This is a genomic window from Acinetobacter sp. DSM 11652 (assembly GCF_900109815.1).
GTDB lineage: Bacteria > Pseudomonadota > Gammaproteobacteria > Pseudomonadales > Moraxellaceae > Acinetobacter.
The window spans coordinates 1-1,467 of the sequence record NZ_FOBK01000038.1 but is presented as its reverse complement, the minus strand read 5'-3'; the positions used below and the strand labels follow the sequence as shown (position 1 = coordinate 1,467).

Annotated in this window: 2 protein-coding genes; both read left to right on the top strand. The window is 33.3% G+C overall.

From position 1 onward, the window contains the following. Positions 1-459 precede the first annotated feature (459 nt). Positions 460-645 carry a hypothetical protein gene (locus BMW42_RS14945; protein WP_092769009.1) on the top strand — a complete coding sequence of 62 codons (186 nt, stop codon included), beginning with the start codon at positions 460-462 and terminating at the stop codon, positions 643-645. A gap of 526 nt (positions 646-1,171) precedes the next feature. Further along, complete coding sequence (locus BMW42_RS14915; protein ID WP_092769006.1) at positions 1,172-1,363, top strand: hypothetical protein; 192 nt, start codon at positions 1,172-1,174, stop codon at positions 1,361-1,363. The last annotated feature ends 104 nt before the right edge of the window (positions 1,364-1,467 follow it).

The following is a 1,467-nucleotide window of genomic DNA, read 5'->3' as shown; positions in this document are numbered from 1 at the left end:
ATGAAAAATTGCCCTTGGTTTTCGCTTCGCTCAAACTCTATTGAACTTCGCTTTCGCTCAGTTCGTTGGGGCAATTTTTTGGTTAATACTTGCGTGACTTTAAGAAAAAGCAAAAGCAACTCGGAATTCGCTTCGCTCATAAAACTTTTTTACTCGCTACGCTCGATCCAGGAGCAAATTTCTGCATGAAACTTACGCTTTCTTAGGCTAAAGAGGACAAAAAAATGTTTTTCAGAGGGTCTAGGCGCAAATTTTGATAGTTCGCTCGTAGACACTCGCTCTATGCATCTATCTAAAGTCAAAATACCTCTTTATTTCGCTTTCATTTGCGTTTTTTGAGCTGTTTTCTGTTTTTCACTATAGATCTATGTCTTTTAGGTAAAGGCTCTTAAATCGCATTTGAACGCGTTCTATGAAGCTTTTCATAATTAAAGTTTTGGGTTGAAATTTTTAACCTGGATGAATGGACAAAAAATTGATTTTTTAGGTTTTTCTAAACAAGGAAATAAATACTTTTTTCCATGCAAAACCAAGCACCGGCCCTACGTCACTTTAGCCAATTTTCTAATCCAGGATCCGGCACACGCCGGGATTTTTTTGTCACACACCACGCATCTAACGATGACATCCCTAAAAGCCTTATAATATAAGGCTTTTAAGTGCTTTTCTTTATAGTAAAAAGCTGAGTCACGAAAAGACAGTTTTTTAATATAAGTATTTGATATTTTAAATTAAAATTTGACTCAGGTATTTGGGCTCAAAAAATAAGAAAATTTAATACAAGATATTGATATTTGTAATTAAATGGGGTGAGTCATTACTAAAATAAGAGGGTGAGTCACAAAAACTCAATAATTGATATTAAGTGTTTGAAAAATAATATAAATAAACTGAGTCATAAAACAATCATGAGTAGTCTAATAAAAAACGTCAATTTGGTCAGTTTAATGAATTAGATAAGGCATGCTCGTGTGGCTTCCTCGGCCTTTTAAAAAGCTTTCAATGAAAGATTTTTTAACCAAGTTTTTAAAGTCTAGAATTGAGTCCTTAATTTTAATATCAATAATTTATATTTCTATTTTCTACAAAAGTTTTCAAAATGGATCTTCTTCAATATTCAAACTACGAAGTTTAAGAGAAGATGGTGAGAACTCTTATTCTAGGAATTGTGATGAGCACTAATATCACCACTACGGCAAATACAATAATGTTTCCGAGGGCTTGTACTCTTTGTCAATCAAGAAAAAATGTACAGCTTTTTGCAGGACTGTTGGTATGCGATCAATGCCGGGAAAACATCAAGCTCACGAATCCAGACACATTCTCGACCAATGATGAGATTGAACAGAAAGCCCAGGATTAACCTGGGTTGCGTATAAGAGATTTTATGTTAAATAAAAGGAAAAAGTGCTTTTAAAAGATTACAGACTAGTAACTAAATTAATTTGATCTAATATTTTTTTGCAG